This is a genomic window from Thioflexithrix psekupsensis, from assembly GCF_002149925.1.
GTDB classification, from domain to species: Bacteria; Pseudomonadota; Gammaproteobacteria; order Beggiatoales; family Beggiatoaceae; genus Thioflexithrix; species Thioflexithrix psekupsensis.
Genome location: NZ_MSLT01000023.1, coordinates 700,023 through 724,257, shown reverse-complemented (window position 1 = coordinate 724,257; position 24,235 = coordinate 700,023). Strand labels below are relative to the sequence as shown.

Sequence of the window (24,235 nt, the reverse complement as noted above, 5' to 3'; positions counted from 1 at the left end):
CCGTATTTTTTTAACCTAATTTATCCCTAATTGTTAATCACACATTAAGGTGTTAATAATTGCCTAATACCGTTCTAAACGACGATAAGTAATGGCTTCTGTTAAGTGTTGGGTTTTAATCGAATCACTGCAACTTAAATCGGCAATAGTACGCGCCACCCGCAAAATTCGATGCCACGCCCGCGCCGACAGCCCCAAGCGTTCAATCGCGGTATCCAATAATCGCTCATCTGGCTCATTTAAACGACAAAAAGCCTCTATTTCTTGATGATTCAGATGACTATTGGGTTTATGACAACGTTGCAACTGACGTTCACGCGCCGATAATACCCGCTCGCGCACCACCGCACTGGTCTCACTGCGCGCTTCTAATCGCATGTCTTGACGCGGCAAATGAGGCACTTCTACATGTAAATCAATGCGATCCAGCAAAGGGCCAGATAAGCGACTGCGATAACGTTTCACTTGTTCTGTGGAACATTGGCAACGCCCGCTGGGATCGCCCAAATAACCACAAGGACATGGATTCATCGCTGCAACTAATTGAAAATTCGCAGGAAATTGGGCTTGGCGTGCCGCACGAGAAATTAAAATTTGTCGTGATTCCAAAGGTTGACGCAGCACTTCTAACACTTTTTTGTCAAATTCGGGCAGTTCGTCTAAAAATAGCACGCCATTATGCGCTAAAGAAATTTCCCCCGGCCGCGGGTGACTGCCACCCCCCACCAAGGCTACGCCAGAAGCGGTATGATGTGGCGTACGAAAAGGCCGCTCCCCCCATGATTCCACTTGAAAACCCGCACTAGACCCCACAGATTGCAATACCGCAGTTTCCAAAGCCTCTTGTTCGGTCATCGGCGGCAAAATACTGGGTAAACGACTGGCCAACATGGTTTTTCCCGTCCCCGGCGGCCCTAACATCAGTAAATTATGTCCACCCGCCGCTGCCACTTCTAAAGCTCGTCGTGCCTGATGTTGACCGCGTACTTCATTTAAGTCAGGCGCAAAACGCGAAGGATTAATGGTCGGAAGAGCGTGAGTACGGCGCGGAGAAATCAGCTTAACTTCTTGTAAATGCTGGCAAATATCGAATAAAGTGCGACAAGGAAAAATATCTAAATGATGAACAATACTGGCTTCATCGGCGTTATCCATTGGCACTACCAACGCCCGTTCTACATTGCGCACGGCCAACGCTACAGGTAACACGCCACGAATCGGCCGCAATTCCCCTCCCAACGCCAATTCACCCACAAATTCATAATGATGTAACGATTCTCGCGGCAATTGTCCTGAAGCTGCAAGAATACCAATCGCAATCGCTAAATCGAAACGCCCCCCTTCTTTGGGTAAATCGGCCGGCGCGAGATTAATGGTAATTCTTTTAACCGGAAAGTAATAATCTGAATTTAACAAAGCACTGCGCACGCGATCTTTACTTTCTTTCACCGCGGTTTCAGGCAGTCCAACAATCGATAAACTCGGTAAACCCCCCGTTAAATGCACTTCAATCGTGACAGGAATGGCTTCAATGCCGACTTGGGCGCGGCTGTAAACAACGGCAAGAGACAGAATCGTTCTCCTTAACTAATTGTTTCTAAAAATAACTAAAAGCTGAATGGGATCAAATAAAACGCATAAATGGTAAGAAAGCCTAGCATGATATTCTACGTCAATCTAGTTTTTCTTGGGCGTAAATCTATTTTCGATACGCCATTCTCAACGAGGCTTTTTTTAGTTGTATTAAAATGGAGAATGGCTGAAAATATTACCTATTCTGGTACAATGCCAACACCTTTTTGACATAATTTTGTGTTTCTCTATAGGGTGGAATTTGGCGATTGTGTTTAATAACCGCATTTTCACCGGCGTTATAAGCGGCTAAAGCAAGGGTTAAGTCATTGTCAAATAAATGCAATAAATCCCGTAAATATTTCGCGCCACCCGTCATATTATCCAGTGGATCGGTGCGATCCGTGACCCCATAACGCGCTGCTGTACCGGGCATTAATTGCATTAACCCTGTCGCACCTTTGGGAGAAACGGCATTGGGATTGTAATTGGATTCTACTTTAATGACGGCATGTAATAATTCAGCCGGCAATTGGTATTGAGCGGCAATATGTTGGATAGTGTCGTCGTAAGGACGAGTTTTTTCCGTATTTTTACCAACCGCAGGCAACGCAAAAGTGTTTAATCCCTGCAAAGCTAAAAATTGCGATGGACTAAATGAGTCTGGTAACAAAGGCGCAGACGGAGGCGGCGCATAGCGGCGCACGGTGTAACTGCGGGTGTAAAGTAAAGGTTGTTCTTCGGGCGGCGGGCGATTGGTGAGATGAAGCACACCATTGGCATCGATGTATTTATACACAGTAGTAGTACTGGCGTTTAAATGATGGTGAAAAGTAGAAAGCAGTAAAACCGCAAACAGTAAAATAACGCGCATAATAAAAAAGTATTCCTTGTTAAATCTAATCTCAATTCGGATAATTTTGAGTCAGACAAGAATAAATGTCTAGCCTTTGAAGCACGATTGACTCCAGCCACTCGTGAGATTCTTTAAAAATAAAAAATAATCTTTAAAATTCAGAAAAAATTCATTGTGAAAATTTCAGTGTAAACTGTCTATCAATTTCCCAAACTTGGTTAGAAAAAATATGCAAAATTTACCTAATATACCCGATTCATCGGTTGCCATTTCTCCGCAGGAAAGTCGTTATGTGGCGATTCGTAATGTGACCTTGGTGGGGGTAATCAGTAATGTGATTTTATCGGTGGTTAAAATTATTTTTGGTTGGATAGGACAGTCGCAGGCTTTGATTGCGGATGGGCTACATTCGCTGTCAGATTTAGTCAGTGATGGGGTGGTATTGGTGGCGGCGCGATTTAGTTCACAAGATGCTGATGCCGAACACCCTTATGGTCATGGGCGTTTTGAAACGGTGGCGACCGTTTTAGTGGGATTGATTTTGATTGCGGTGGCGATGGGTATGTTATGGGATTCAACGATGCGGGTGCTAAATCCAGATAGCTTGTTACAACCCACAGAGATTACTTTAGCGATTGCTGTGGTGTCGATTTTATTAAAAGAAGCCCTTTACCATTACACCGTTTACGTTGCAGATCGGGTGCGTTCTCAAATGTTGCGGGCGAACGCTTGGCATCATCGCAGTGATGCGGTGTCTTCTGTGGTGGTATTGATTGGGGTGGCGGGAAGTATGGCGGGCGCGGCTTGGCTGGATGCGGCGGCGGCAATGGTGGTGGCAATCATGATTGCACACATTGGCTGGTCGTTGGGCGGGGAAGGGCTGCGGCAATTGGTGGATACCGGTTTGGCGCGTCATCAGGTGGAAAAAATTAAGACTCTGATTCGTCATGTCGAAGGTGTACGCACATTGCACGCTTTGCGCACGCGCCACATGGGGGAAAATGCTTTGGTTGACGTGCATATTCTGGTGAATCCACGTATTAGCGTTTCAGAGGGGCATCACATTGGAGATCGGGTACGTGCTAAATTATTGCAACAAATGCCTGAAATTGTCGATGTAACTGTACACGTCGATCCTGAAGATGATCAACACCATGAGGCTTCGTTGGCTTTGCCGTCTCGACACGAATTAATCGGCCAATTACAACAATGTTGGCTGCATATTGGGGTGGCAGCGGCGATTGAACATATTAGTTTGCATTATTTAAGTGGACGTTTAAATGTCGATATTTACTTACCTTTGTCTGTGGCAGATGATTTACAAACTGTACAACAGCTTAGTGTAGCGTTTAAATTGGCGACTCAACAAGTGACTGAAGTGAGAGAAGTACGCGTATTTTTTTCTTAAAAGCGAATGTTTAGCATTTCTGAAAAAAAGCCCATTCTTAACACAATTGCCATACGTTTTAGGGTACACTTTGGCTTCCTATTTTTAGGAATACTCAATAGTCATCGACCATAACCATCAATGGAGGAATTTTGATGATAACCGTAAAACGTTTGTTCACTTTTTTTGTGCTAAGTAGCTGGCTGTTGCTGGCGAGTACGTCCAGTTATGCTTCTGCGGAGTATGTGGCTGAAGTGTTGAGATTGGTTAATGTGGAGCGTGCTAAAGTGGGTTTAAACCCGTTGTGTTTATCCACCCAACTCACCTAAGCCGCTCAACTCCATTCGGATGACATGGCCACGAATAATTTTATGAGCCATACGGGATCGAATGGATCGAAATTTTCTGATCGAATCGAGCAAACAGGCTATCAATACAGCAGAGCGGGAGAAAATGTGGCCGCCGGACAAACGTCTCCTGCGGAAGTCATGAATTCTTGGATGAACAGTGAAGGGCATCGCGCCAATATTCTTACACCTGAATTTACCGAGTTGGGCGTAGGTTACGCCCTCAATAATAACGCGCAGTGACGCAAATTGCCATTGATGATACTGTTTTTAATGTGGTTACGCCCTCAATAATAACGCGCAGTTTAAGCATTATTGGACGCAAGTTTTCGGTACGCCAATGGGCGCGGCAACGTGTAGTTCATCAACAACGCCGACAACCCCAACCACTCCAAATACACCTTCTACTACAGAATATGTCGCGGAAGTACTGAAATTAGTTAATGCAGAGCGCGCCAAAGTAAGTTTAAACCCATTGTGTTTATCCACCCAACTCACCCAAGCCGCTCAACTCCATTCGGATGATATGGCCACGAATAATTTTATGAGCCATACGGGATCGAATGGATCGAAATTTTCTGATCGAATCGAGCAAACAGGCTATCAATACAGCAGAGCGGGAGAAAATGTGGCCGCCGGACAAACGTCTCCTGCGGAAGTCATGAATTCTTGGATGAACAGTGAAGGGCATCGCGCCAATATTCTTACACCTGAATTTACCGAGTTGGGCGTAGGTTACGCCCTCAATAGTAACGCGCAGTTTAAGCATTATTGGACACAAGTTTTCGGTACGCCAATGGGCGCGGCAACGTGTAGTTCATCAGCAACGCCGACCACTCCCACAACCCCAACCACCCCCACCTCCTGCCTCGACGATGCCTGCCGTTATTCTCTGAATATCAGCACACCGGGTTTTTACGTGGCGCGGGTGAGTTTGCCGCAGGAACAGCGTGAGGGACAATGGGGCTTGTCTATTAACAACTCCAGTGGCTTGAGTGATGGTGGATTCAGTTCTGGTTCGGTTTTACGCGAGAATGGAGAAGCCTTTGGTTTTACCAGTTTCTACTTGACACAACCCACTGCGATACAGTTAGAAGTACAAGAGTACAGTGGCAAAATGCAACAATTATCGGTGCAAATCAAGAAAAACAATCAAGATGCCGTGTTTGGCCCAACCACTCTAAATGTGGGAACACTCACTTCAATCCCCACACTCGACGCAGGCTACTACGTGGCCGCCGTGAAAAGTCCAGAAGGCGCAGCCCGCGGTTATTTTGGCATTGGCATTTATGGGCCGAATATTCAAAGCAGTGTCGATATTGGGGGCATGATTGATCCGACTTCTGGCTTGGGTTTTATTGGCTTTCCGGTCACCAAACCGATTACGGTTGATTTTGCCTTGTTATTCGGACAGAACTACAGCACAATTGGTTCTGGACAACCAAATTTGGAAATTTTACGCAATCCCGGTGATGGCAATTTAGTACCTGTTTGGTCTTCGGTCAGTCCTTAATTTAATAGCCGTTTAATCAAGACGTAACTGATTTAACTGTTCACACGTTGCGCGGGCGACTTGCCATTGTGGCGAATGGGCTAAACTGTCCCAATCTAACAATGCCGGTCGGCCGTGCATCCGCATCAAACGCACTTGCATCGTGGGAGTGGGCGCGGTTTTCAACTGTCCCAGCAAGGCCAACACTGCCGGACGATCATTACACACCAATAACATATCACAACCCGCCACCAACGCCGCATTGGCACGCTCCGCCACATCTCCCATGATCGTTGCCCCCGACATAGACAAATCATCACTAAAAATCACACCTTGAAAACGTAATTGTTTTCGCAACACATTTTGTAACCAATAACTGGAAAATCCGGGCGGTTTATCATCCACCGCCGGATAAAGTACATGTGCCGGCATCATCGCCGGCAAACCCAAACGAATTAAACGCTCAAAAGGAATTAAATCCGCAAATTGCAAATCCACCAAACGACGCGGATCAACAGGTAACATATCGTGAGAATCGCCCACCACAGAACCATGTCCGGGGAAATGCTTACCCACAGCCATCATTCCGGCCTGTTTCATGCCATTGACAAGAGACTGTGCCAATTGCGCGACAATTTCACCGCGTTGATGCAAGGCGCGATTCCCGATCACTGCGCTACACTGTTGATCCAAATCCAACACCGGCGCAAAACTAAAATCAATTCCCACAGCGCGCAATTCCGCTGCCAATAACCAACCGACTTGCTGCGCGGCTTGCAAGGCGAATTTAGGTTGGGTTTGGTAACAGTAGCCCAATTGAGCCGCCGCAGGTAACAAGGTGAAATGTTGACGAAATCGTTGTACTCTTCCACCCTCATGATCCACGGCAACTAACAACGGAGGCTGTCTTAATGCGTGTAACGATTGCACTAATTGTTGCAATTGTTTAGGCTGATCATAATTACGACTAAACAGGATTACACCACCGACTAAAGGATGTAGTAACACTTCTTTATCTTCGGAAGTGAGCGATGTCCCGGCAATATCGACCATTAAATATCCCAATGCCATTATTTTTTCCTGTTTATTCGCTTAAAATATGTAAGAAGAGAAGCAAGAAACGACTCAAAAAAACGTTGCCGTTTTCCGTCCTATTTTAACGAGTTTCATTCCACAAACAATGGCCATGACTGCATTAAAACACCGCGAATTTACCGTATTGGTCGTCGATGACGTTGCCAGCAACATTAAATTTTTACATCATTTTCTCAGTGGAGAAGGTTTTAATGTGCAAGTGGCGCAGGATGGCGAAGATTGCTTACAGACGGTTGACTATGCGCCGCCGGATTTAATTCTTTTGGACATTATGTTGCCGGGGGTGGATGGTTTTGAGGTGTCGAAACGACTCAAATCGAATCCTAAAACAGCGCAAATTCCCATTATTTTCATGACGGCGTTGTCTGACATGAACAGTAAAATTCGGGGATTTGATGCGGGAGCGTCTGATTACATTACCAAACCTTTAGAACCGCGTGAAGTGTTGGCGCGGATTTCGGTGCATTTAAAGCTCCACCGTTTACAACAAGAATTAGCCAAAAGTAATCGACAATTACAACATCAATTAGAAACCACCAAAGTATTAAAAAATAAGCTCATTGAACGCTCCGAAGCCCTAGAAGAAGCGAATCGAGAGTTAGAACGTTTGGTGCATTTAGACGGCTTAACGCAAGTGGCCAATCGGCGACGTTTGGATCGTTATTTAGAGAAAGAATGGCCACATTTGGCAAAAGAAAAGGGTTATTTATCGGCTATTTTGTGTGATATTGATTATTTCAAATTATACAATGATACGCATGGACATATTGAGGGCGATGAATGCTTAAAACAGGTGGCGAAAACCATAGAATGGGTGGTGCATCGTCCGGCGGATTTAGTGGCGCGTTATGGGGGCGAGGAGTTTATTGTTTTACTTCCCCATACCGATTTGCAAGGCGTTTTACACGTGGCGGAGAACATTCGCCAAGCCATTCAAGCGTTGCAAGTGCCTCATTCTTCTTCCAAAGTTGCGCCTTATGTGACGGTGAGTATGGGCGTTCACACCGTCATTCCCACATCGCACACCGATGCGGCTTCTCTCTTGCGTCCTGCGGACAGGGCTTTGTATGCGGCTAAAAAACAAGGGCGTAATCGTGTGGTGGTTTATGATACTTCTCTTGAATCGCTTTTTTCTGCATCATCATGATAGTGCGTGATCTGTTGTTTGCGGTTTTTATTTGAAGCGTCTGTGTTTAGCGACATTGCGTTTTTTTTAGCGACACTATCAATTTTACCCTGTTATATCAAGCGATTACCTCAGATTTTTGTCTTACTACTGTGGTTGCCGTCTGTGTTTACAGACAATTGTGGGACATCACTGGCGTTTTTATGTTTTTATATAACCTATTGAATAATAAGTAGAAAAATCAAATTTGTTGTCACTTTTCAACATGGCACGTCAATTGCTTTATAATAAACATCAACAGGCTAATGCAGTACTCAATAAAGACACCGTTCAAAAAATAGAACAATATGACGAGTGTAAGACAGCCGAGTAAAGCGGCGGTTGTCCGATGACAGCAGACGACAACGCGAACCGATAAAACCGATCATGTGGGGGTAGTTGATAGGCTGGATTTTCCAGCGAACTACCATTTTAGGTGGATACCTTGTGTATCCGCCTTTTTTTTTCGGTCATTTTTTGTAGGTTTTAGCTTAATTTTTTCTCATTTACAGACGGCAGTTTGTCAGAATCAGAATTGACAAAATTAATGATTTATTTTCAGTCTATTCTGATTCAAACAAAAAAGCATTTAAAAATCTTGCCAATCGCTATCATCATCTTGTGGCTTTACTATTTCTTTTTTCGGAGAAGATTTCTTGATAGTCGATGGAGATTTAGAGGGGATAATAACCGATTTATTTTCAGCTTTATCAGAATGTCCTTTAACCGTGTTCATTAATTTGAAAAAAGCCACTTGTTCACCGAGCATTTTAGCTTGGTGATTCATGGATTCGCTTAATGCAGTTAAAGCCTGTACTAAAGCGGCATTTTGTTGCGTCATTTCGTCCATTTGTGAAATGGCTTTATTGACTTGATGAATGCCGCTGGATTGTTCTTGTCCAGCAGAAGAAATATCGGCAATAATGTCACTGACTTTTTTCACTGACAACATGATTTGGGTCAACATATCGCCCGATTGATTGACTAAGCGCGTGCCATCGCCGACTTTTTCCACACTATTGCGAATTAACTGCTTGATTTCCTTAGCTGCGGCCGCACTACGTTGGGCTAAATTGCGTACTTCACTGGCAACGACCGCAAAACCGCGTCCTTGTTCTCCAGCGCGAGCCGCTTCTACCGCGGCATTTAAAGCCAACAAATTGGTTTGAAAAGCAATTTCATCAATAACACTAATAATATCCGTAATTTGCCGACTGCTTTCACTAATCGCATTCATGGCATGAACGGCATTATTGACCACTTCACCGCCTTGTTCAGCGTGTTCACGGGCTTTGAGAGCCAATTGCGTAGCTTGACGGGTATTATCCGAATTTTGCTGCACGGTGCTGGTCATTTGCTCCATACTGGCTGCGGTTTCTTCCAACGCAGCGGCTTGCTGTTCGGTGCGCTGACTTAGGCTGACGCTGCTAGAGGCAATTTGCTCGGCAATTTGATTCACCGCGTGCGCGCCTTGTCGAATGGAATCCATCGCCTCGGTTAAGCGCAAAACCGTATTATTTGCATCATTTTTTAACTGCTCAAATGCGCCGCGATATTCGCCTGTAATTTGCTGTGTTAAATCACCCTGAGATAATGCCGAAAACATGCGCATCGTATCTTTAACCGCATTTTGATTAAACTCAATAATTTGATTTAATCCTTCGCTCACCGTGCGGAAAAAATCATCTTTATTATTCAACGCAATTCGCTGCACAAAATCACCTTGTGAGGCTGAATGCACCACGCTATTAATTTCGTGTTCAATGCCCACTTGCTCAGTGATATTTTTAAATTCGCCAACTGTGCCTAAACGCTCACTTTGTGCATTCACTACAGGCGTAATAGTGGCATCTAATACCAAAGTTCCCATCGTCAAATTAAAGCGATGACTCTTGGTGAGTTTCTCTTCTAATTCGCGTTGTTTAGCGGGGTCTTTATAGAAAATATCAATCGTTTTTCCTAACATATTGCGACCGCTAAATTTTTGAAAATAAGGGTCTTGATGAATCCGCGCTTCTTCTTCTGAAAATAACAACTGTGCGGCGCGATTCACATAAATTAAATTAGACTGATTATCGGCAATAATAACCGCAGTACTCACATTATCCAATGCGCTGTTAATACGTAAGGCTTCTTCAGAAATGCGTTTATCATTTTCAATGCGTTGGCGCAATTGCGTTTGCATGCTAGAAAATGCAGTGAGTAATAAATTGACTTCGCTGTGACTTTGATCGGTGGGAATGGTATTTTTTAAATTACCATTAGCGATTTGATTGGCTAAATTCACAATAAAATTTAACGAATTAACCAATGGCTTTGCAATATACAAAGCAAAAAGACTTAAACCAACAGCCACCAACAAAATAAATCCCAATGCAGTGGCTAAAGTATTTTGATAATTAGCATGGGCAGATTGATAAACCAATTCAGCATTTTTTACATTTAATGCTCGCCATTGGGCAAATTGTTTAGATAAGCGTTCAAATTGCGCTTGTTCTGCGCCACTGACGTTGATAAAAGCCGCTTCTCGATAACCCGCAAGCACTCGATCATGGGTGTAATTAACCAACTGTTTATAATTTAACCACAAGGCATAAAGTTGTTGATAAAACTCATCTTGTTCGCGTCCCATTCCAAAATCTTTTAATGCCTGATCTAAATTTTTTACGCGCTCTTGAATAGACTGGGACACCGTTTCTCGTCCTTTGGCATCAGGAGTGGTGACTAATAGCAAAGATAATTGTCGCAATTCTTGTAAAGGCTCACCGATTTGATCAGAGACTTGCTCCATTTTTTGCGCCGTCACATAAGCCTCTCCCACCCAAACAAATGTGGATTGTACATTATGCAAACCATATAAGCCCAATATCACCAAAGCTAAAATAGAAGCTAAGGATAAATATAAAAATCTATACGCAACGCGGCTATTTCTCATTGTTAAGCTCACTTTAGAAGTTTTTATAAATAATATCGACAGGTTGCATTAACCGTTCTGGATAAGCTCCCTTTCGGATAGATGGATGTTCAGGCGTTAAAGCCATTTCCCACAGCGGAATTGAAGCCATTTGGTAGGGTGTAAAAATAACTTCTTTATTAACCGCAAAAACTTTATTGGTTGTCGGCACGGCTAACATATAAGCCTGTTCATAAGCCCGCGTCATAATTTTCTTTAACACTTCATGATAAGCCGTTTCATCAACAGATACCGTAAATAATTCTTCGATATAATTATCCATTATTGGATCGGGTTCTGCGGTACTCCACACATTATGCGTGCGATAAACAAAAATACCTGTCCACGGATGAAAGAAAAACCAATCATCATTTCCCCAAATTAATAAATCCCAAGGAATAGTATTTTGTAAGGAATTCGTCGATAACAATTGAGTAAAAATGGTGGTTTCATTGGTCGTGACATTTAAATTCAAAGTCACCCCCACTTTTTGCAATTGATACTCAATGCCCCGCCACAGAAATAAAAAACGCTCTTGCGTTAAAACATTTAAAGTTAAACCATCTAAAATCGCTTTTAATTCAGCTTCTTTTTGCGGTTCATAAGGATCAGCAATTGTGGAATAAGGCGGCAAATCTTTTTGCACGGCGGCAACACCGGGAAAGCGCGGAGATACCGCAGTAGACGCTAAATTACCTTCACCTTCATAAACAAAATGCAATAAATTTTCCTGATGTAAGGCTTGATTTAAAGCCAATCGCACTTTTTTATCCAATAATTTAGGATTTCCCGTGCGCATATTAATATGAATCGCATAACTGTCTGTGGAAGGAGAAATAATTAATTTGGCATGAGGCGATAATAAAGTCTGCGTTTTTTGCTCAAAAGCAATGGGAGTCAAATCCAATTCATTCTCTTAATACAATACTTTATTCAAAGCGTCTTCTGAGTTTAATTCTGTATAAACCGTGATGCGTTCTATTTTAGGATAATTTTTATCCCAATAATGGCGATTAGCCACTAATTCCGCTTTAGCCGTTTTGCGGTCGCCTTCAATATAACCTTCTGTCAAAATATAAGGGCCAATTCCATACGGCCCCGGCTCGGCTAAATTAGGACAAGTGGCTTTACCATTCCAACCATATTTTTGTAAATAAGCAGGCGTATAAAATTGCACCCATACTAAATCATTTAAAAAAACACCATATTTTTGTTTTAAATGAAACCGCACCGTATAATCATCTATTTTTTCGGCATAATCAAAAATTTCGTGCATTTTACTGTAAATAAAAGGGTCTTTTTTAAAATAATCCATATTCAGCAACACCACATCTGCATTAAACGGCGTGCCATCTTGAAACTGCACCTTTTCTCTTAACTTGAATTCGTAAATTGTATCGCTTATTTTCTCATGAGAAACCGCTAAATCATGCGTCCAACCGCGCTCATTATTTGCGGGACGAAAAAATGCGCCATTAATGGCGTGAGAAACGTAAAGATAAGGGAGACTGGGCAGGTAGATTTTTAAATGCGATCCCGGAACCAACGCCGGTGCCGCACGCTGCTCACTGTCGTCAGGACGGAAGGATAAAGGCTGAATTTCACCAGCCATCCCCCACGGAGTCAAAAAAAACAACAAATAGGCCAAACGAGCTATCATAAAATCAACACTCCACAATACAACATTTGATGGAAATAAAACGACGTGATCATAAGCATAAGCGATTCTAATTTTAGATCAAGTTTATTTTTTCACGCTAAAATCAGTCTCAATGACAGACTTGCTTTATTCTGTTCCTTTTTCCATTGACTTAGAGAAAAAAATAGCTTATTTTTCAAAAAAATTTTTATGAAAAACGCTTTTTTAATCAAGATCACAAAGGAGCAGCCACATGACTTTTACTGAACAATTTTGGGGATCATTTCAAGGCATATTGAACTGGTCGCAATTAGATGAATTGTGGCAAACCATGCAGATTCAATCTCAAGCCTGGTATCTTTATCAACCTTATCAGCCCTTACCACAAACCCCATTAACACCAAATGAATTGCAACAAATACTCACAGAGTTAAATGAATTTTTACGAAAAAATCACCCTTATGATTATTGTGGTATTGTCTATGCTAATTCAGTACAACTTCCAAGCCTAGTTAAAGTGTTTCATCCCAATCATTTAGGGGCTTCTTGCGGCAGCAGCGGCGAAAAAATATTGCCACAATGGATATTTACCCAATTACCGCCAGAACGCTTGGAATTACCCACAACCACCCCCAGCAAATGGCAACGGTGGTGGCCGCGATGGTCTTGATTTAAAAATTTTCACACCCGCTCAAAACAACATTGCCAAGTGCTTAAAATCAAGCTAATCTGCTATCAACTGACATGCTTTTAATGCCTTAGTTCTCTTTTGACATTATCGACTTTTCTTAAAACACATAAACTTTATGGCACATTTACCAGACGCTGATCACCAGACCGGTGCAGTGGTACAAGAATCAAAACCCAAATTAGAACGACCGCCGTTGTACAAAGTTATCCTCTTGAATGATGACTACACGCCGATGGATTTTGTAACGCATGTTTTGCAGCGTTTTTTTGGCATGGAGAAGGCAATGGCGGTGCGGGTCATGTTGCAAGTCCATGTTGAAGGCAAGGGCGTTTGCGGCACTTACACCCGTGAAATCGCAGAAACCAAAGTGGCACAAGTTAATAATTATGCACGAGAAAACCAACATCCTCTGTTGTGTACAATGGAAAAAGCCTAAACCACCGACAATGATTCAAGCATTCAATCAAGAGGTTTTAATGTATGCTCAGTAAAGAACTCGAAATCACGCTCAATGCCGCCTTCCAAAGTGCCAGACAAAAACGGCATGAATTTATGACCGTAGAACACCTCTTATTGGCCTTGCTTGACAATGCGTCGGCCTTGCAGGTTTTGCGGGCGTGCGGCGTAGACATTAACGTATTGCGTAGAGAATTAACCCATTTTCTCGAAGAGAGTACGCCTAAACTCGGTAAACGCGATGATCGAGATACACAGCCTACATTGGGTTTTCAGCGTGTACTGCAACGTGCCGTCTTTCACGTGCAGTCATCGGGTAAAAAAGAAGTCACTGGTGCCAACGTATTGGTGGCGATTTTTGGCGAGCGTGAATCACAAGCCGTATTTTATTTAGATCGGCAAAATGTAGCGCGTTTAGATGTGGTTAATTATATTTCTCACGGCATTTCTAAAGTGGATAATGACACGCCCGATTTATCCATGCCCACCGACGAAGAACAAAACACGGAACCCACAAATAGTAAAAATCCCCTAGAGGCCTATACGATTAATCTCAATGAACAAGCCATGATGGGCAAAATTGACCCCTTAATTGGCCGTCAAAATGAGATTGAACGCACATTGCAAATCCTCTGCCGTCGCCGTAAAAATAATCCCTTATTTGTTGGGGAAGCCGGCGTTGGAAAAACGGCTATTGCAGAGGGATTGGCCAAGTTAATTGTGGATAAAAAAGTCCCCGAACCTTTAGCTGAAAGCACCATTTATTCTCTCGATATGGGCGCGTTATTGGCAGGAACAAAATATCGTGGCGATTTTGAGAAACGCCTAAAATCTATTCTAAGCCAATTGCGTAAAGAACCCGGTGCGATTTTATTTATCGACGAAATTCACACGATTATCGGCGCGGGCGCGGCTTCGGGTGGCGCAATGGATGCGTCGAATTTAATTAAACCCGTATTGGCTTCGGGCGAATTAAAATGTATTGGTTCAACCACTTATCAAGAGTATCGCGGGATTTTTGAAAAAGATCGCGCTTTGTCTCGACGTTTCCAAAAAATCGATGTCAGTGAACCTTCGGTTGAAGACACCATCCAAATTTTATACGGCTTAAAATCCCGTTTTGAAGAACATCACGATGTGAAATATGCCCGCCAAGCCTTACGCGCTGCGGCTGAATTGGCAGGGCGATACATCAATGATCGCCATTTACCCGACAAAGCCATTGATGTGATCGATGAAGCCGGCGCATATCAACGCTTACAAATTCCTTCTAAACGTAAAAAAGTGATTGCAGTCAGTGATATAGAAGCCATTGTTGCAAAAATCGCCCGTATCCCTCCAAAAAACGTCAGTATGTCTGATAAAGACACATTGCGCAATTTGGAACGCGATTTAAAAATGGTGGTCTATGGTCAAGACCCCGCGATTGAAGTGTTGTCTGCGGCCATCAAAATGTCGCGTTCTGGTTTGGGCAATGTGGAAAAACCGATTGGCTCATTCTTGTTTGCTGGGCCGACGGGAGTCGGTAAAACTGAAGTCACGCGACAATTGGCGCGGATTTTAGGGATTGAACTCATCCGTTTTGACATGTCAGAATACATGGAACGGCACACAGTATCACGTTTGATCGGTGCGCCGCCCGGTTATGTGGGGTTTGATCAGGGGGGGTTGTTGACCGAAGCGATCAATAAACAGCCTCATGCCGTGTTACTTTTAGACGAAATTGAAAAAGCCCATCCCGACGTTTACAACTTATTGTTACAAGTCATGGATCACGGCACGTTGACGGATACGAACGGACGTAAGACCGATTTTCGCAATGTGATCATCGTGATGACGACGAACGCCGGCGCAGAACAGTTAAGCCGTACTTCAATCGGTTTTAGCCCCCAAGATCACAGCAGCGACGGCATGGAAGCCGTGAAACGGGTGTTTAGCCCTGAATTTCGCAATCGTCTGGATGCGGTAGTTCAATTCCGCGCCCTATCTGCTGAAACCATTTCTCACGTGGTGGATAAATTCATTATCGAATTGGAAACCCAATTGGAAGAGAAACAAGTTAATTTAGAAGTGAATGAAGGCGCACGCGCATGGTTGGCACGGCACGGTTATGATCCCCTAATGGGCGCACGTCCCATGGCACGTTTAATTCAAGAGAAAATTAAGAAACCATTAGCCGAAGAAGTATTATTCGGTAAATTGGAAAAAGGCGGTCGGGTTTATGTGCGCGAAGAAAATAACGATTTGGTTTTAGAATATGAAAGCGCGCCCCAACCGGTTGCTGATTCAATGGCTTAATTTTTAAATGACGTTAAGTTATTTTATCCCCTGCTGTTTTTTATTTTCTAATAAAACAGTGGGGAATTTTTTTTATTGCATTTTTTTATTGGGTTCTAATTAAGTTCTAATGAATCACCGTTATCGAAAAGCTGAATTTATATGCAGCGCGCATACCTTAAAACAATTGCCTGATGATATAGGCGTTGAAGTGGCATTTGCTGGGCGTTCTAATGCGGGCAAATCCAGTGCGATTAATGCGATTGTGGATCAAAGTCGTTTGGCGCGCACCAGCAAAACGCCCGGCCGCACGCAACAAATTGTGTTTTTTAAAATTGCCGAGCGGCAATATTTGGTTGATTTGCCCGGTTATGGTTATGCTAAAGTGCCTTTAGACATTAAGAAACATTGGCAAAATACGTTACAACGCTATTTAAATAATCGCCAAAGTTTAAAAGGCTTAATGTTAATGATGGACATTCGCCATCCTTTAATGGAATTTGATCGCCAGATGTTAATATGGAGTCAACAATGTGCAATGCCTGTGCATATTCTACTGACTAAATCGGATAAATTAAGTCATAATCAAGCCAGTGCCACTTTGCATAAAGTGCGGGCTTATTTAAATACCTTATCGCCGCATTTATCCGTACAATTATTTTCGGCATTAAAACGAATGGGAATTGATGAAGCGCGAGCGCAATTAGATGAATGGTTTGCTGCGCATCCCATCATTGAAATGCCATTAACAGAAGAGAAACCTTCAACAGATGGTGAACATTGAAAAATAGGTGATATTTGTCTAAAAAAATCCTAATGGATTTCTATTGTAGCCATGCAAAATAAACAGACAATGTCAGCAAAATCACAGAAAAAATAAGCAAAAAAACGGCATCCGATAATTTTAAATAAAAATGGCTTAATAAATAAAATTGTCCGTGATAGCCGCGACATTTCATCGCCCATTCTACTCGTTGCGCCCGCAAAAAGCTGCGCACCAATAACATGCCTAATAAATAGCCCATACTGCGATACGTGTGCCAATTGGCGCGGGGAATAAAGCCGCGCACTTTCATGGCTAAAGCCAATTGTTGCCACGTGGCATATAGCACCGATAAATAGCGCACGGTAAATAACAGCAAATGAATCAGTTTAGTGGGTACTTTTAAATGGGCTAAAGCATGGCCTAAAGTAATTAAATCCAACGTGCCAATTAATGCCACCATGGTCAACATCATGGCATTGGCACGGAGAAAAATATGGCTGGCGTAAATAAATCCAGTATCAGATAAGGTTAAATGCCCTAATGTTATAACCGTATTTCCTGATAAAGTAACAGGTAAAATAAGGAATAATAACACCATGAATAAATTAATGGGCAATAACCGAATTAATATCCAATAATAAGGTAATTGTGCTAAAGCAACAAAGCCCATTCCCAATAATAAACCCGTTAATAACGCTAACCCTTGTTGCTGCAAAACTAACCATAATGCAAACGCTAAAGTCAGAATAAAACGAATCCTAGGGTCTAGGGCATGAACCAAAGAATCGCCGCGGAGAGGAAGTGAATGAATAGACATGATGGCTTTTGTGCAACTGCTGTACTATTCATACCTCTACCGATTTAAAGAATTAATTTAGCGGCAAATTTCAACACATTACCCGCATAACTGGCAACCTGCTGGCCGCTGGCGGCGGCTTTAACCGCGGCTTCAAGGTTGGCAATGGCGGTTTGCGTGTCAGCGGCAGAATAACGGCTGCGGGTCACGCCAGCCCCCAAACTGCGCTGTATCGTGCCTACCAAATTCGCAGTGCTGGCCGTGTGGGCGTAGGTCATTGCATCCAATTGGGCTTGTAAACTCAGCAATTCTTTGGCTTCGGTGGCGACCAATTGCAGCAATTGCCGCGTAATTGCCCAGTCAGGGTCCCACTCAGGCCCATGTTTTTTCATTGCTTCTTCAAAACGTCTAATTTGTGTATCGGTAATAGCCATGGGAAGATTCTCTTGATTTAAGGTTTCTTGAGATATTTTTTCAAATTATCCGTTAAAAATTCCACAGCCGCATCGCGCATTGTGGGTTGATTAAGATATTTCTGACTTAACGCATCCAATACCTGCATTAATTGGGTGCTGTCCATACCACCCGCGGTGGCTTTAATAACTTGCTGAATATCCGCTTCACTATTGGCAAAATGACCAATTGATTGAGCGTGCAAATGAGCTGTATTTAATTGATCTTGCAATTCTTGTTTTAAACCATCTAATAATTGATGCGCAGAATCACTAATTTCTTGATAGACCGCAATTTTAGGATCGTATAAAGCCAAGAGATGATAGGCTTGTTTAAAGAACAGTGCGCTGTCTTGTCCAGCTTGTTGTCGCAATTCTTGCAGTTGTTTCAATAAGTTATGCGCAGTAACAGGCGTAAAATCGGGACGAGTAGCCGCGCTATAAATCCAGCCTTCTTGGCGTTTTAAACGCTCCAAATCATCGGCTTCTAAACCACGTTCATAAGCAGATTTTGCCAAACGATAGCGTTCTAAATATTTATCTCGATGCGCCAATGGACTCATTGCGGCTTGATCGAATAAAACCTCCCACGTTGCCTCTTCAGATACTGGTAAAATAGCAGGTCCCACTACAGCAATCATTTCCTGTTCTATTTTACCAATATGCTGATATAAAATAGATTCTGTGGTGGCTTGCAATAAAGGTTCATATAAAGCCAATACGGTGCGCACATTTGTGGATAATGCCACCAAATTTTCTTGATTTTGCTCTGCAATAGGACGCAGACTTTTAGTCGGTGCGGTGCAAGCAGATAACAAGGTCATTACGACTGCAATAAAAAGTATTTTTACCATAAATAATATTCCCGTTTTAATATCACAACTGCGTTTAATGGTGATCTAAATATTTTTCTAACAATGCAATTATTTCATCTTCAGCGAATTGATGCGCCAATTGGCTCAATCTTTTATTAAAAAGAAATAATGCAGGATTTTCAGCTAAAAACTGTTCTGAAACCTCTAATAATCCGCCAATATCACCACACATACACAGCTCGAATAAAGATTGTGCTTGTTTGAGGGTAGGACCTGTAAAGTCTTTAACATTATCACGCTCTATATCAGTTAAAGTTTTATCATAAATCCATTCTAATTGCAGTAAATCTTGTAGCAAATTAAACAACGTTTCTAATTGAATAGGTTTGGCTAAAAACGCATTGCAACCTGCTTGCAAACTTTGGGCTTGGTGATGTTCAAATACATTAGCAGAAATGGCAATAATCGGTGTGTTTGCCAATTCTTTTGTGGCGCGCAAATCACGCACTAATGTTAAACCATGTTTTTTAGGCATCACCAAATCGGTTAAAATTAAATCAGGGCATTTTTCTAATGCCACATCAACCCCTTGTTGACCGTCGCTGGCTTGATACACTTCAAAGCCTAAAGGCGTTAATAAATCTTGTAAAATCATGCGATTTTCGCGTTGATCATCAACAATTAATACTCTCTTTCTTTCCCCTTGATAACCAATAATATCTTGTTGCGCATTTTGCACTAAAGGTTCTTCTAATAACCCAATGACAGGTAAACTTAATGTGGCAGAGAATAAAGTGCCTTTATGCAGCTCGCTGTTTACACGTAATTGACCATCCATTAATTCAATTAAACGTTTGGTAATAGCCAAACCTAATCCTGTACCTTCACTGCGGTATTGTTGATCGCCAACTTGTTGGAATGGTTGAAAGATAGTCTCTAATTCTGTTTCGGCAATGCCAATTCCTGTATCTTTAATTTCAAAGTGAAATAAAGAATCTCGATAATCCACGCTAAAATAAACATAACCCACTTGAGTAAATTTAACCGCATTACTGAGCAAATTAATAAGAATTTGTCGTAACCGTTTTTCATCCCCCATAACACCACTGGGCAGAGGAGATAAAGGGATAAATTGAAATTTAATACCTTTTTGTTCCGCCCGAATGGTAAAAAGTTCACAAATACTATTCATAAAAGCATGAAGATGAAAAGGCTTAATATAAAGCTCAATTCGTTCTGCTTCAATTTTTGATAAATCTAAAATATCATTAATCAAATTTAATAAATAATCGCCACTGCGCATAATCACCCCAATTCCTTCGCGCTGTGCGGGTGATAAATTGCGATCTCGCATGAGAATTTGTGCGTAACCTAAAATGCCATTTAAAGGTGTTCTTAATTCATGGCTCATATTGGCTAAAAAAGTGCTTTTAGCGCGGTTGGCTAATTCGGCGGCTTCTTTGGCTTCTTGCAAGGCGAATTCGCTTTGTTTACGGGTGGTAATATCCGTTGAAATGCCGCAAATGGCATAAGGTAATCCCAATGTGTCATAAAGCGGAAAGCGTAAGGACAAATAATAGTTTTTTTGCGCCTTAATTTCAATGGTTTCTTCAAATTCAATGGCTTTTTGTTCTCGAATCGCTTTTAAATCGTATTGACGACGAACAATTGCGTCTTCATGAGGAAATAATTCAAAATCAGTTTTTCCTAAATCGATTTTGCGATTGAGGTTAAAAACAGTTTCATACGTCTTGTTAATAAAACAATATCTGCCTTGTAATTCTTTTAAGAAAATAATTAAAGGTGCATTATCTAAAATGATTTGCAAACGGGCTTCACTTTCTCGCAATTGTTCTTCGCGTCGTTTTAAGCTGCTGGCCATCAAGTTAATGCCTTGTTGTAATAAACCAATTTCATCTTGTTTTATATTGCGTAATTGAACTTGAAAATTACCTGCTTCTACGGCATTGACGCAGTCTAAAGTTATTGATAAACGTTGTATTAATGATCGGCTAAGTAAAACAAAAAAAGTAACTGTTAAAAGCGCACCCAATAAGGAAATTAATAGATTAAAAAATAAAGACTCTTGCATACTTTCTTTTAATGCGTTACGAGAAAGATTTAAGGCCTGTTCTGACTCTGTGGCGGCGGAATGAATAAACTGAGAAAAATTTCCCAATTTTACCGTAAATTGGTTATTTAATTGATGAAATTTTTGCCCTAAATTTTGGGTTTGTTCAATTAATTCTTTTCTGGTGTGATCAGCTTTTATTTTCAAATCGGGTAATTGTTCTTCCATCAATTGTGATAATGTTTCTGTGTGCTTTAATAACAGGCGAAATTTATTTAATTCACTGTCCATTAATTGTAAAGTGGGCAATAATATTAACCACATTTGTAAATCGCGCATATCCAATAATAATTGTTCTAATTGTTCCTGATGAATTTGATTTTGCGAAGCAGCTAATAGAACTGTGGTATTAATGAAGGTAAATTGCACATATAAACGACGAAAATCTTGCAATAATTCCTCGCTGGCATGTAATTTATTTTTGGGATCGGTTTCATGTTGTATAGAAAGGCGTTTTCGCTTTAATAATTCAGCTTCTAATTGGGACAGTACAGTGCCAATATAATTCACTTCCCCTATTATTTTTCGATCCAATAATTCAAATAAACGAGCAGTTTCTGTTTGATAATGAGGACGGGTATGTGCCAAGTGCGCCAATTCTTGTTGACTTAACACGGTCAATTGGGTTTGCAGAGTATGAAGCGTCTGAAATAGATTTTTGCTTTGAGGCTCAAAAATAAGTGCATTGAGTTGCTTTAATGTGTTTTGTTGATTTTTTAATTCAAATTCCATTTCTCGCCAATATTGGCTATTCATAATATCGGCATTTTCACTGGTTAAAATTTCTTGTATTAAACGCACATATTGGGCGTGACTGACCTGTAAAATTTCGGTTAAACGCAATTGTTCATCACGCTGTTGATTCAGATGAAAAACATGATCTTGTGCGGCCGCTGCACGATTGACTTCACGACTGGTTAATAATGAGGTAATGAATAGGCTTGTTAATACTAAAATAATAAGTATGCCCATGGCAATTAAATGATTTTTAATAGACCAATTCATAGATTTATCCTCATTTGGCGGTTTTTATCTTCGTTATTATTACAGATAAATTACTGTATAGAAAATCCCAATTGTTGTGCCATAACATTGGGATCGATTTGAGAAATTTGTTGTAATGACAGTGGAATGGGTGGCTGTAATTTTATCGTTAATTGATCGGTTTGCTGAATAAAATCTTGTAACGCATTAAAAATAAAAGCAGGTGCTGCACTGCGCGTCAAATCATTTTGCAATTGTTGTATGAATTGGGATTTTAATTCAGACAATAATATCCCTTGTCGATGCGCCACAAAACTTAACCAGCGATTGACCCATCCATTATCTTGATAATCCATTTGCAAATAAGCCAATTGCGCCTGCATCAAAGTCTCTTTAGACCAATTTGGTAAATCAGCCACTTGCTCTAATTTTATGTGTAATTGCCATTGTCCCCAATCTTGACTGTTAAATTGCGCGGTGAGAGTTAATTGTTGTTCTTTTGCCTTTAATTGTAAATGCAGATCGCCTTGGATATGGGATGTGGCAGTGAATTGTTTTAATTCGGCTGGAGAAATAAAATATGCGTCATAACCTAATGCCTTTATAATAAAAGGTGCAGTGACGTGTTGTTCGGGAATTTTTAAGCGGCTATTTTGTAAATTAATATTTAAGTTCTGTGGTAGTTTTTTTATATTAAAAATTTCAAGCAAAGAACCAATGTTGATCTGTTCAATCGACAATGGCCAATGATAATTATTTTCTAATTGTACTTGTTTTAAAGTAAAATAAGAAGGTAAGGAAAAGCCTAATTTTTCTACTTGTAAATGAATTTGTTGATTTTGCAATTGTTGTTGTATATCGCGTAAAAAATAATCTGTTCCTCGATCTAAAATGGCCTTAATACCACCAAATAAAAAAGCCAATAGTAAACTAAACCAAAATAAAAAAGTCATTAATCGTTGCATCATTGGGATTAAAACAGGGCTTTAAAATAAGAATCAATAAAAGCATTCAACTTAATCAAAGCATATACTGAATGGGATCATTTTGCCATCATTCATGCTTTAAAAAAGCGGGGATTTGCAAATAAAAACCCCCAAGCAAAGGCTTGGGGGTTTTATTATTGGCTGTATTGAGTTACTTTGTGCTGGGCGCGCAAGAAGATTCGGTGGGAACGCCTAATTTTTTCAAAATCACCGCTAATGGACACCATTGGGTAAAACCCGTTTGAAACAGATTAAAACCCACAAATGCCGTTAATCCCAACCAGTAAGGATGGTGTAACTGACTCATGGTCAATGAAAATAACACCATAAATCCCGCTACGATAAACACAATACGTTCAACAGTCATTGTATACTCCTAATAAAAATAAAATCTGTCCGCAAACAGATTGATTAAATGAAAGCTCCTTCATCCGTTATTGAACTTTAGGGAAAAAATTTAGCCAGCACTTTTAAAGTGAGAAAAACATGTTAATGAGAGGACGGAGTTAATGTGAAAGTAAAGTGCATTCCAAGCGCGGTGGCAGCTTTAGCAATAGTAGCAAAAGTCACAGAAGTTGACGTTGGATCGATAAGGCGATCCACAGCAGCTCTGCTGGTGCGCATTCGCTTCGCCATTTCTGTTTTTGACAGGTTTCGTTCTTTCATTGCTTTCTCTATTTGAAAAGCAATAACTTTTTTCATAGCAAAGGTCTCTGCTTCATGTAGAATGCCTTCCTCTAAAAGAAAATCATCAAAGCGAGAACCTGCGGTATAAAACTCATTATCTGTAGTCATAATATGTTTCAATTTCCCGTTTGGGGTAGTAATCGCTAAATTATTTTAGCTCCCGTCTCATGAAACGCTTTTATAAGATTTCCAGCGTTTGCTCGCAATATTTAAATCCTCTTTAGGCGTTTTCTGTGTTTTCTTAATAAAGCCATGCAGCAGCACCATTCGATTTCCATCAATTCCGAAAATGATTCTAGCAATTTTTTCTGTCTCTCCTAAATTAACTCTCACTTCCCAAAGTCCATTTCCTAGCGATTTAGTGAGAGGCATTCCCACTGGCCATCCATATTCAACTTCTTTTATTTTGAAACCAATGATTTTTCTTTCATTGAGAGAAAGTTCTTTAAGCCAATCTTTGACGGGTTCGTTATTGGTTTGTGAGCAAGCAAAAACGGCATACAACACTTTTTCGTGATTCACAAAACTTCCTATACCAAAATTAAGTCATTCATAAAATTTTTCTGTCAGAATCAGAATTTACAGAATTTTAGGATTTTCAGAATTAAAGAATAAAAAATCTGTTTAAAATAAACGACTTGCAAGAATAAATTTTGAAAATTTTTTAATTCTGTAAATTCTGATTCTG

At 41.1% G+C, this 24,235-nt stretch carries 20 protein-coding genes and 2 pseudogenes; 9 read left to right on the top strand and 13 right to left on the bottom strand.

Annotation, left to right across the window (positions count from 1 at the left end; all coding sequences use genetic code 11):
• Positions 1-63: 63 nt before the first annotated feature.
• Together TPSD3_RS15745 and TPSD3_RS15740 are read right to left on the bottom strand one after the other, a co-directional pair.
• Positions 64-1,572 carry a YifB family Mg chelatase-like AAA ATPase gene (locus tag TPSD3_RS15745; protein WP_086489479.1) on the bottom strand — a complete coding sequence of 503 codons (1,509 nt, stop codon included), beginning with the start codon at positions 1,570-1,572 and terminating at the stop codon, positions 64-66.
• Positions 1,573-1,768: 196 nt separating this feature from the next.
• Complete coding sequence (locus tag TPSD3_RS15740) at positions 1,769-2,446, bottom strand: lytic transglycosylase domain-containing protein (RefSeq protein WP_086489478.1); 678 nt, start codon at positions 2,444-2,446, stop codon at positions 1,769-1,771.
• Between the two features lie 211 nt (positions 2,447-2,657).
• Between TPSD3_RS15740 and TPSD3_RS15735 the strand changes: the two genes are divergently transcribed.
• The 4 genes and pseudogenes from TPSD3_RS15735 to TPSD3_RS15725 all read left to right on the top strand — a co-directional run bounded on the left by TPSD3_RS15735 (position 2,658) and on the right by TPSD3_RS15725 (position 5,675).
• Complete coding sequence (locus tag TPSD3_RS15735) at positions 2,658-3,836, top strand: cation diffusion facilitator family transporter (RefSeq protein WP_086489477.1); 1,179 nt, start codon at positions 2,658-2,660, stop codon at positions 3,834-3,836.
• 134 nt (positions 3,837-3,970) lie between these two features.
• Entirely contained in the window at positions 3,971-4,144 is a 174-nt protein-coding gene (locus TPSD3_RS17650; protein WP_176329901.1) for a CAP domain-containing protein, read from the top strand.
• Between the two features lie 12 nt (positions 4,145-4,156).
• Positions 4,157-4,405: pseudogene (locus tag TPSD3_RS15730) on the top strand (CAP domain-containing protein); the annotation flags it as partial.
• Positions 4,406-4,502: 97 nt separating this feature from the next.
• Positions 4,503-5,675, top strand: a complete 1,173-nt coding sequence (locus TPSD3_RS15725) for a CAP domain-containing protein (protein WP_086489475.1) — start codon at positions 4,503-4,505, stop codon at positions 5,673-5,675.
• A gap of 12 nt (positions 5,676-5,687) precedes the next feature.
• On the opposite strand, the gene nagZ is transcribed toward TPSD3_RS15725, so the two are convergent.
• Positions 5,688-6,725: a beta-N-acetylhexosaminidase gene (gene nagZ, locus TPSD3_RS15720; RefSeq protein ID WP_086489474.1), complete on the bottom strand. Its 1,038-nt coding sequence runs from the start codon at positions 6,723-6,725 to the stop codon at positions 5,688-5,690.
• A 115-nt stretch (positions 6,726-6,840) separates the two neighbouring features.
• Between nagZ and TPSD3_RS15715 the strand changes: the two genes are divergently transcribed.
• On the top strand, positions 6,841-7,896 hold the full coding sequence (locus TPSD3_RS15715; RefSeq protein ID WP_086489641.1) for a diguanylate cyclase domain-containing protein: 1,056 nt from the start codon (positions 6,841-6,843) through the stop codon (positions 7,894-7,896).
• Positions 7,897-8,503: 607 nt separating this feature from the next.
• Here the strand turns inward: TPSD3_RS15715 and TPSD3_RS15710 are convergent.
• The gene (locus TPSD3_RS15710) at positions 8,504-10,849 is read right to left on the bottom strand and encodes a methyl-accepting chemotaxis protein (protein WP_086489473.1); all 2,346 of its coding nucleotides are present in this window, start codon (positions 10,847-10,849) and stop codon (positions 8,504-8,506) included.
• 13 nt (positions 10,850-10,862) lie between these two features.
• Positions 10,863-12,479, bottom strand: a pseudogene (locus tag TPSD3_RS18045) (ABC transporter substrate-binding protein).
• A gap of 280 nt (positions 12,480-12,759) precedes the next feature.
• Here TPSD3_RS18045 and TPSD3_RS15695 point away from each other — a divergent pair.
• The 4 genes from TPSD3_RS15695 to yihA all read left to right on the top strand — a co-directional run bounded on the left by TPSD3_RS15695 (position 12,760) and on the right by yihA (position 16,714).
• Positions 12,760-13,176: a hypothetical protein gene (locus TPSD3_RS15695; RefSeq protein WP_086489470.1), complete on the top strand. Its 417-nt coding sequence runs from the start codon at positions 12,760-12,762 to the stop codon at positions 13,174-13,176.
• Positions 13,177-13,312: 136 nt separating this feature from the next.
• Entirely contained in the window at positions 13,313-13,633 is a 321-nt protein-coding gene (gene clpS / locus TPSD3_RS15690) for an ATP-dependent Clp protease adapter ClpS (protein ID WP_086489469.1), read from the top strand.
• 44 nt (positions 13,634-13,677) lie between these two features.
• Complete coding sequence (clpA, locus tag TPSD3_RS15685; protein ID WP_086489468.1) at positions 13,678-15,951, top strand: ATP-dependent Clp protease ATP-binding subunit ClpA; 2,274 nt, start codon at positions 13,678-13,680, stop codon at positions 15,949-15,951.
• Between the two features lie 109 nt (positions 15,952-16,060).
• Positions 16,061-16,714: a ribosome biogenesis GTP-binding protein YihA/YsxC gene (gene yihA / locus TPSD3_RS15680; RefSeq protein ID WP_086489467.1), complete on the top strand. Its 654-nt coding sequence runs from the start codon at positions 16,061-16,063 to the stop codon at positions 16,712-16,714.
• Positions 16,715-16,754: 40 nt separating this feature from the next.
• Here yihA and cbiQ read toward each other — a convergent pair whose 3' ends face one another.
• From cbiQ to TPSD3_RS15640, 8 genes are all read right to left on the bottom strand, one after another.
• Positions 16,755-17,513, bottom strand: coding sequence for a cobalt ECF transporter T component CbiQ (gene cbiQ, locus TPSD3_RS15675; RefSeq protein ID WP_086489466.1), 759 nt, complete (start codon positions 17,511-17,513; stop codon positions 16,755-16,757).
• A gap of 44 nt (positions 17,514-17,557) precedes the next feature.
• Positions 17,558-17,926 (bottom strand): hypothetical protein, encoded by a 369-nt coding sequence (locus TPSD3_RS15670; protein WP_086489465.1) that lies wholly within the window; start codon positions 17,924-17,926, stop codon positions 17,558-17,560.
• A gap of 17 nt (positions 17,927-17,943) precedes the next feature.
• Positions 17,944-18,798 carry a hypothetical protein gene (locus tag TPSD3_RS15665; protein ID WP_086489464.1) on the bottom strand — a complete coding sequence of 285 codons (855 nt, stop codon included), beginning with the start codon at positions 18,796-18,798 and terminating at the stop codon, positions 17,944-17,946.
• A 34-nt stretch (positions 18,799-18,832) separates the two neighbouring features.
• The gene (locus TPSD3_RS15660) at positions 18,833-21,895 is read right to left on the bottom strand and encodes an ATP-binding protein (protein WP_086489463.1); all 3,063 of its coding nucleotides are present in this window, start codon (positions 21,893-21,895) and stop codon (positions 18,833-18,835) included.
• Positions 21,896-21,945: 50 nt separating this feature from the next.
• The gene (locus TPSD3_RS15655; RefSeq protein ID WP_140048582.1) at positions 21,946-22,842 is read right to left on the bottom strand and encodes a hypothetical protein; all 897 of its coding nucleotides are present in this window, start codon (positions 22,840-22,842) and stop codon (positions 21,946-21,948) included.
• Between the two features lie 169 nt (positions 22,843-23,011).
• Positions 23,012-23,227 carry a YgaP family membrane protein gene (locus TPSD3_RS15650; RefSeq protein ID WP_086489461.1) on the bottom strand — a complete coding sequence of 72 codons (216 nt, stop codon included), beginning with the start codon at positions 23,225-23,227 and terminating at the stop codon, positions 23,012-23,014.
• Positions 23,228-23,349: 122 nt separating this feature from the next.
• Positions 23,350-23,655 (bottom strand): helix-turn-helix domain-containing protein, encoded by a 306-nt coding sequence (locus tag TPSD3_RS15645; protein ID WP_086489460.1) that lies wholly within the window; start codon positions 23,653-23,655, stop codon positions 23,350-23,352.
• A 57-nt stretch (positions 23,656-23,712) separates the two neighbouring features.
• Positions 23,713-24,069: a type II toxin-antitoxin system RelE/ParE family toxin gene (locus TPSD3_RS15640; RefSeq protein ID WP_086489459.1), complete on the bottom strand. Its 357-nt coding sequence runs from the start codon at positions 24,067-24,069 to the stop codon at positions 23,713-23,715.
• Positions 24,070-24,235: the final 166 nt, after the last annotated feature.